Raw genomic sequence first — 7,302 nt, forward strand, 5'->3', positions numbered from 1 at the left:
AGCACAGCCCAATTCTCCGCCCCGTGTCGGCCTCACTGCGGCTCCGCTTTCGCTCCGCCGCGTTTTCGCGCGCCTGCGCGATTCATTCTATTTCGGCTCACCGCCGAAATAGCTGAATCGCTTCTTCAGGCGGCGGCGCGCGGCTTTGGCTATAGGAGGAGACTGCCCTCGGGCCGGGCAGGCCCCGCGTGCCCGCGGTGGGCAAATGGCAGCCTCAGCCCCATTCTTTGTTCGCGCACTGGCGGAAATCTTGTCAAAACACGCAAGCGAGTTTTGACGAATTTCCCTCCTAAGGTACGGCGCTCGGTTACTTTTAAGTAATAAAAGCCGCCCGCCGTGGTGCGAACGCGTCCGCCGGGCGGGCAGGTGCCTCCCGGCACTCGGAATGGGCCGCCTCGGCCCCAAGAACGACGTCCCCGTTTATTCCGAGAGGCAACGCAACTGAAAACCGTAGCCGCGGTGGCCCTGGCCTCTGAAATTGAGCCACGTCACGTGGAAACCCAAGTGCAGGCCGCCGATGCCGCTCGTGGCGGAAGACCAGCTGTAACCGAGGTTGCCGACGCTACGCTGCACGCCATCCGCATGATCGCGGTAGCCCGGGGCAGCCTCCAAAAATGGAGCGCCACAAACAAAGGCCCCCAAAAAAGGCCACCCCCAAAATGGGGCCTCCCCCAAAAAAGGCGCCCACAAACAAAAACCTCCCGCCCCCAAAAAACTCAAAAAGCCTATAAAAAGAAAGGAGGCCCCAGAGAGCCTCCCGATCAAATAGCCTCCCCCTCGAAGACACCCCCTCACACCAGCGCCAGCTTCAAGACCTCCTCCAGCGTCGTGACATAGTGGAACGCCAGCCCCTTGACATACTCCGGCTTGATCTCCTCGATATCCTTCCGGTTCTCCGCGCTGAGGATGATATCCGTAATCCCCGCCCGCTTCGCCGCCAGAATCTTCTCCTTCACCCCCCCCACCGGCAACACCTTTCCCCGGAGCGTCGTTTCTCCCGTCATCGCATACCGCGCCTGCACCTTCCGCCCCGAGAAGACCGACGCCAGCGCCGTCACCATCGTGATCCCCGCCGACGGCCCATCCTTCGGAATCGCCCCCTCCGGCACATGGATGTGAATATCGTTCTCCTCGAACAACTCCTGCCGTATCCCCAACTGCTCCGCATGCGCCTTCACCCATCCCAGCGCGATCGACGCCGACTCCTTCATCACATCCCCCAGATTCCCCGTGATAATCAGATTTCCCTTGCCGCGGTTCAGCGACGACTCAATGTAGAGGATATCCCCCCCCACCTCCGTCCACGCCAGCCCCGTCACCACCCCCACATGCTGATTTCCCTCGTACATCTCGTTCAGGAACCTCGGCACCCCCAGCATCTTCTCCACCCCCTCCGGCGAGACCGTCGCCTCGAACGGCTCCTCCATCCCGATCTCCTTCGCCCTGTAGCGGACAATCTTGGCAATCAGCTTGTCCAGCGTCCTCACCCCCGACTCCCGCGTATACTCCGATACAATCTTCTCGATCGCCCGCTTGCCCAGCTTGAGCTGCTCCGCCGTCACCCCGTGCGCCTCTAACTGCTTCGGCAGCAAGTGCCGCTTGACGATTTCCACCTTCTCTTCCAGCAGGTAGCCGCTGACATTGATCATCTCCATCCGGTCGCGCAGCGCCGACGAGATATTCCCGATATTGTTCGCCGTCGCGATGAACAACACCTTCGAGAGATCGTACTCCGTATCCAGGTAATTGTCGTGGAACGTACTGTTCTGCTCCGGATCCAGCACCTCCAGCAGCGCCGACGCCGGGTCCCCGTGATTCGACTGCCCCACCTTATCGATCTCGTCCAGAATAATCACCGGATTCGACGACCCCGCCCGCCGGATCGTCTGCAAAATCCGCCCCGGCATCGCCCCGATATACGTCCGTCGGTGTCCCCTGATCTCCGCCTCATCGTGCATCCCCCCCAGCGAAATCCGCCCGAACTTCCGTTTGAGCGACGCCGCCACCGACTTCCCCAGCGACGTTTTCCCCACCCCCGGAGGCCCGTACAGACACAGAATCGGCGACTTCAAATCCCCCTTCAGCTTCAGCACCGCCAAGTGCTCCAAGATCCGATCCTTCACATCGTCCAGCCCGAAATGATCCGCATCCAGCAGCCGCTTCGCCCGCTTCAAGTCCAGATTATCCTTCGTCACCTCCTCCCACGGCAGCTCCAGCATCAGTTGCAAGTAATTCATCTGCACCGAATACTCCGCCACCGCCGGATTCATCCGATCCAGCTTATCCAACTCCTTGAAGAACACCTCCTTGACCCCCTCGCTCCATTTTTTCGTCTGCGCCTTTTCGCGCAACTCCTCCACCTCCCTTTCCGCCGGATTCCCCCCCAGTTCGTCCTGAATCGTCCGAATCTGCTGTTGCAGGAAATACTCCCTCTGCTGCTGATCGATATCCTCCTTCACCTTGCTTTGGATCTCGTTTTTGAGCTCGATCAGCTGCTGCTCCCTCACCAGAATCTCCAGCAGCTTCCTCGCCCTCGCCACCAGCCCCGGCGCCTCCAGCAGCGCCTGCCGATCCGAATCCGGCAACTCGATATTCGAGCTGATGAAATTGATCAACCCCCTCCTGCTATCGATATTTTTGATCGCGAACGTCGCCTCCTGCGGGATATTCGACGACATCCCGATAATCCTGAGCGCCACCTCCTTGACCGACTCGATCAGCGCATCCAGCTCGATATTCGCCTTCTCCGGCGTGACATCCTTCAGCGGCCTGACACTCGCCCTGAAGAACGGCTCCGAGCTGACGAACTCCTTGATTTCAAACTTTTCCACCCCGTGCAGAATCACCGTCAGGTTTCCGTTCGGCATCTCCAGCACCTTCAGTATCCGTGCCGCCGTCCCCACCGCATAGAGATCCTCCGGCCCCGGATTCTCCACCTCCGCCTCCTTCTGCAATAACGCCCCCAGCATCCCCCCGTTCTCCTCCACCTCCTTGACCAGCTTCATCGACTTTTCTCGCCCCACCGTAATCGGCGTGATCGCCCCCGGGAAGAGCACCGAACTGCGCAGCGTCAGAATCGGCAACAACTCCGGCAACGTCCCCCCCTGCGGTTCGTCATCCTCCGCCGCCACGATCGGAATCACCTGGCTCTTTCCGTCCAACACATCCGAGATACCCGACAACCGGTCGATCCACGTATTTTGTTTCTTGCTCATAATCAAACCTTTCTGTACTATTTGGCCCACTGCCGCGCAGCGAGGCATTCTGCAAAAATATTAAAAAAACGCCGAACCCCTCCGCTTTATTTTTTGCCACCCCCTCCCCGAAGCGTTCGGTTAATCGGAAACAGTTTTGTAATTTTGTCCCTCTGCGTGCTTTGCAAAAAGCATGCAAAACGAAGGGAACCCTAAAAAACCGGACAAAATGACAGAGATACCTGCCAAATACGACCCCGCCCAGAAAGAAGACAAATGGTACGCCTACTGGATGGCGAACGGCTTCTTCCACTCCGAACCCGACGCCCGCCAGCCCTATACCATCGTGATCCCGCCGCCCAACGTGACCGGCGTGCTGCACATGGGCCACATGCTGAACAACACCATCCAGGACGTCCTCGTGCGCCGCGCGCGGATGCAAGGCAAAAACGCCTGCTGGGTGCCCGGCACCGACCACGCCTCCATCGCCACCGAAGCCAAAGTCGTCCAGAAACTCGCCAACGAAGGGATCAAAAAGAGCGACCTCACCCGCGAAGAGTTCCTTCGCCACGCCTGGGAATGGAAAGAGAAACACGGCGGCATCATCCTCGAACAGCTCAAGAAACTCGGCGCCTCCTGCGACTGGGCCCGCACCAAATTCACCATGGACGAACGGCTGAGCGACGCCGTCATCCACGTCTTCGTCGACCTCTATAATAAAGGGAAGATCTACCGCGGCGTCCGGATGGTCAACTGGGACCCTGCGGCCTTGACCGCTATTTCGGACGAGGAGGTGATTTATAAGGAGGAGCACGGGAAACTCTACTACCTGCGCTACATGGTCGAAAATCCGGACTCGGATTCCTCCGCGCCCCAATACGCCGTTGTCGCTACCACGCGTCCCGAGACCATTATGGGCGACACCGCCATGTGCATCAACCCCAACGACCCGAAAAACGCCTGGCTCAAGGGGCGGCGAGTGATCGTGCCCCTCGTCGGGCGGTCGATTCCCGTGATCGAAGACGAGTACGTCGACATCGAATTCGGGACAGGGTGCTTGAAAGTGACCCCCGCGCATGACGTGAACGACTACATGCTCGGCGAAAAGCACGGCCTGCCCAGCATCGACATCTTCAACGACAACGGCACCCTCAGCGAAGCCGCCGGGCTTTATGTCGGGATGGATCGCTTCGCCGTACGTCAGCAGATCGAGACCGATTTGCAAGAGGCCGGTCTGCTCGAAAAAGTCGAAGCCTACACCAACAAAGTCGGCACCTCCGAGCGGAGCGGCGCCGTTATCGAGCCGAAACTCTCCATGCAGTGGTTCCTTCGGATGGACGAACTCGCCCAACCTGCGTTGCGGGCAGTGATGGAGGATGTCATTAAGTTGGTTCCTGCCAAGTTCAAGAACACCTACCGCCACTGGATGGAAAACGTCAAAGACTGGTGCGTCAGCCGGCAGCTATGGTGGGGTCAGCAGATTCCGGCTTACTATATTCCGCAGCATCTTGGCGGCGGCTTTGTCGTCGCCGAGACCGCGGCAGAGGCGGTGGCTTTGGCCCGTGCCAAGAGCGGGAACGACACCTTGACCGAAACCGACCTGACCCGCGATCCCGACGTGCTGGATACCTGGTTCTCTTCGTGGCTGTGGCCCCAGTCCGTGTTCGACGGCATCCTCGACCCGCACAACAAAGAGATTGCGTACTATTACCCGACCAACGACCTGGTCACTGCGCCGGAGATTCTATTCTTCTGGGTCGCCCGTATGATCATCGCCGGCTACGAATATCAAGGCGAACGCCCCTTCAGCAACGTCTATCTGACCGGCATCGTGCGCGACAAACTGCGTCGGAAGATGAGCAAATCGCTCGGCAACTCGCCCGACCCGCTGGATTTGATCGCCAAGTACGGCGCCGACAGCGTGCGCGTGGCCATGATGCTCTGCTCCTCAGCCGGGAACGACATTATTTGGGACGAATCCCTGATCGAGCAAGGGCGGAACTTCGGGAACAAAATCTGGAACTCCTTCCGCCTCATCAAGATGTGGGACACCCCGGAAGGGGCATCCTTGCCCCAGCCCGAATCCGCCCGCGTCGCCGTTGAGTGGTTCGGTGCGAAACTCGCCGCCACCGTGGCCGAGATCGACGAACATTTTGCCGCGTTCCGCATTTCGGACGCCCTGATGAGCCTGTATCGACTCTTCTGGGACGACTTCTCCGGGTGGTACCTCGAGATGGTGAAACCCGCCTACGGGACACCGATGGACGCCGTCACCTATCGCGCCACCCTCGGCTACTTCGAGCAGCTCCTCCAGCAGCTCCACCCCTACATGCCCTTTATTACCGAAGAGATATGGCACTACATCGCCGATCGGGGGCCGCGCGAGTCGATTATGGTAAGCCGCTACGCCCCGTGCGAGATTACCTCCCGCGGCGCTACCCTTGTTGAACGCTTCGAACTCGTGAAAGAGATCGTCGGCGGCATTCGTAACGCGCGGAAAGGGAAGAACATCGCCCAGAAAGAGCCCCTGGAGCTGCTCTACGTCTCCGACGACAACTATCCCGCCGAGTTCGAGCCCATTCTCGTGAAGATGGGTAACCTCTCCTCAGTAACCGCCCTGACTCCCGGCACCGAGAAACCGACCGGCGCCTCGACCTTTATCGTGAAGACCACCGAATACCTCCTGCCCTTAGGCGATTTGGTACAGGTCGACGCCACCGCCGAGCGCGCGCGGATCGAGAAAGAGTTGGAGTATATGCGCGGTTTTTTGTCCAGCGTCGAGAAGAAGCTGTCGAACGAGCGTTTCGTGCAGAACGCCCCCGAGCAGGTGATCGCCAACGAGCGCGCCAAGCAGTCCGACGCCGAATCGAAGATCCGCACCTTGGAAGCGCAATTATCCGCCCTCTCTTGATCCCAGGGTTTGGGAGAGAAGAGAGAGCGGAGAAAGCCGCGCATAGTACGCAGCCAAACAAGCTACGGCGACCTTTTTAGGTCGCCGTAGCTTTGTATTAGGCCATTTTCCGCCCTTCGGTCGCCGCACCCCCGGCGCGCCCGCTGAAAATCCAGCTCAATCGGGCCGACCCGGCCAGAGCATCCCGTAGGGATGCGCTCTGAAGTTTTTTTGGTTCTTTTTGTTCACAAAAAGAACAGTTCTGTCCGGCACAGAGCTCGACCCGCGCGCGACTGCTGAAGTAGGAAATCATTCAAACGCGTGTGATGCGTTTGAATAAGATTTCCGCCAGCGCGCGGACAAAGAATGGGGGTAGAGGCTGCCATTAAATCACCCGAAGGGTGCGCCCGCCCGGCGTAAGGGCAGTACCCTCCTGTAGGACAGCCGCGCGCCACGCCTAAAAAGGGAAATCGTCAAAATGTGTTGGCACGTTTTGACAAGATTTCCCCCGGCGCGCGAACAGAGAATGCGAAACAGAGAATAGGGTAGAGGCCACGTGCGAACCAAGCACGGGGCAAAGATTTTGGTTGATTAGGAGCGGGTCGGAGCCAGCGTGGGCAAAACGAGCATCGCGACGTTGCAGGCCTACGCCTGGGGTGGCTCCGGCCCGGGCGGATCTGCGAGCCGCAGGATTCCGCTCAAAAGTAGGGTAGAGGCTGCCCAAAACGCGTTACCCCTCCTGTCTATTCCGAGAGACACCGCAACGGAAAACCGTAGGCGCGATCATCCGAGTTACCCGGATTGAGGATTTGCGTGTGGAAGTACAAGAACAAGCCGTAAATGCCGTTTGTGGAAGACGACCAGCCACCCCCGCCCAGACAGACATTGTACAGCACCCCATAGATATGGCCGCGAAAGCCCGGGGCGGCGGCACCCCTCACCGACACACCCGAGACCGAATAGCGGAAACCCCGCCGCCCCGGCCCCCCCTACTCGATATTCGCCAGATGTCGTTCCACCTTTTGGACATACAACTCGCTCAGCGTGATGAGAATCCCCGTCTCCTCCACATTCCCGAAATCCGGATTGAGCGCCGTGTCGAACACCTTCATCGTCGGCGATAGACTCATGTACGCATTGATCAGCGGCGGAATCGTCTCATTGACCTCCCTGATCTTCCTCGACAGAATCTTGTAATCCTCCGCATACCCCCCCCCC

At 59.1% G+C, this 7,302-nt stretch carries 4 protein-coding genes and 1 pseudogene; 1 reads left to right on the forward strand and 4 read right to left on the reverse strand.

The features are described from left to right. Window positions 1-420 precede the first annotated feature (420 nt). Both QZ302_RS07485 and lon read right to left on the reverse strand, forming a co-directional pair. A complete protein-coding gene (locus QZ302_RS07485; protein WP_294594127.1) occupies window positions 421-573 on the reverse strand; it encodes a hypothetical protein in 153 nt (50 codons plus the stop codon). 218 nt (window positions 574-791) lie between these two features. Further along, window positions 792-3,215, reverse strand: coding sequence for an endopeptidase La (gene lon / locus QZ302_RS07490; RefSeq protein WP_294594129.1), 2,424 nt, complete (start codon window positions 3,213-3,215; stop codon window positions 792-794). A 208-nt stretch (window positions 3,216-3,423) separates the two neighbouring features. Here lon and QZ302_RS07495 point away from each other — a divergent pair, with 208 nt between their 5' ends. Beyond that, window positions 3,424-6,105 (forward strand): valine--tRNA ligase, encoded by a 2,682-nt coding sequence (locus tag QZ302_RS07495; RefSeq protein WP_294594131.1) that lies wholly within the window; start codon window positions 3,424-3,426, stop codon window positions 6,103-6,105. Window positions 6,106-6,202: 97 nt separating this feature from the next. Here the strand turns inward: QZ302_RS07495 and QZ302_RS07500 are convergent, their stop codons facing one another. Both QZ302_RS07500 and QZ302_RS07505 read right to left on the reverse strand, forming a co-directional pair. Continuing rightward, complete coding sequence (locus QZ302_RS07500; protein ID WP_294594134.1) at window positions 6,203-6,397, reverse strand: hypothetical protein; 195 nt, start codon at window positions 6,395-6,397, stop codon at window positions 6,203-6,205. A gap of 676 nt (window positions 6,398-7,073) precedes the next feature. Further along, window positions 7,074-7,302, reverse strand: a pseudogene (locus QZ302_RS07505) (hemolysin); the annotation flags it as partial.

This window comes from uncultured Rikenella sp., from assembly GCF_910579375.1.
Lineage (GTDB): Bacteria > Bacteroidota > Bacteroidia > Bacteroidales > Rikenellaceae > Rikenella.

Excerpts from the sequence above, each read along its gene's own strand:
- QZ302_RS07495 (WP_294594131.1), top strand. The coding sequence starts at position 3,424 with ATGACAGAGATACCTGCCAAATACGACCCCGCCCAGAAAGAAGACAAA.
- lon (WP_294594129.1), bottom strand. The coding sequence starts at position 3,215 with ATGAGCAAGAAACAAAATACGTGGATCGACCGGTTGTCGGGTATCTCG.
- QZ302_RS07500 (WP_294594134.1), bottom strand. The coding sequence starts at position 6,397 with ATGATTTCCTACTTCAGCAGTCGCGCGCGGGTCGAGCTCTGTGCCGGA.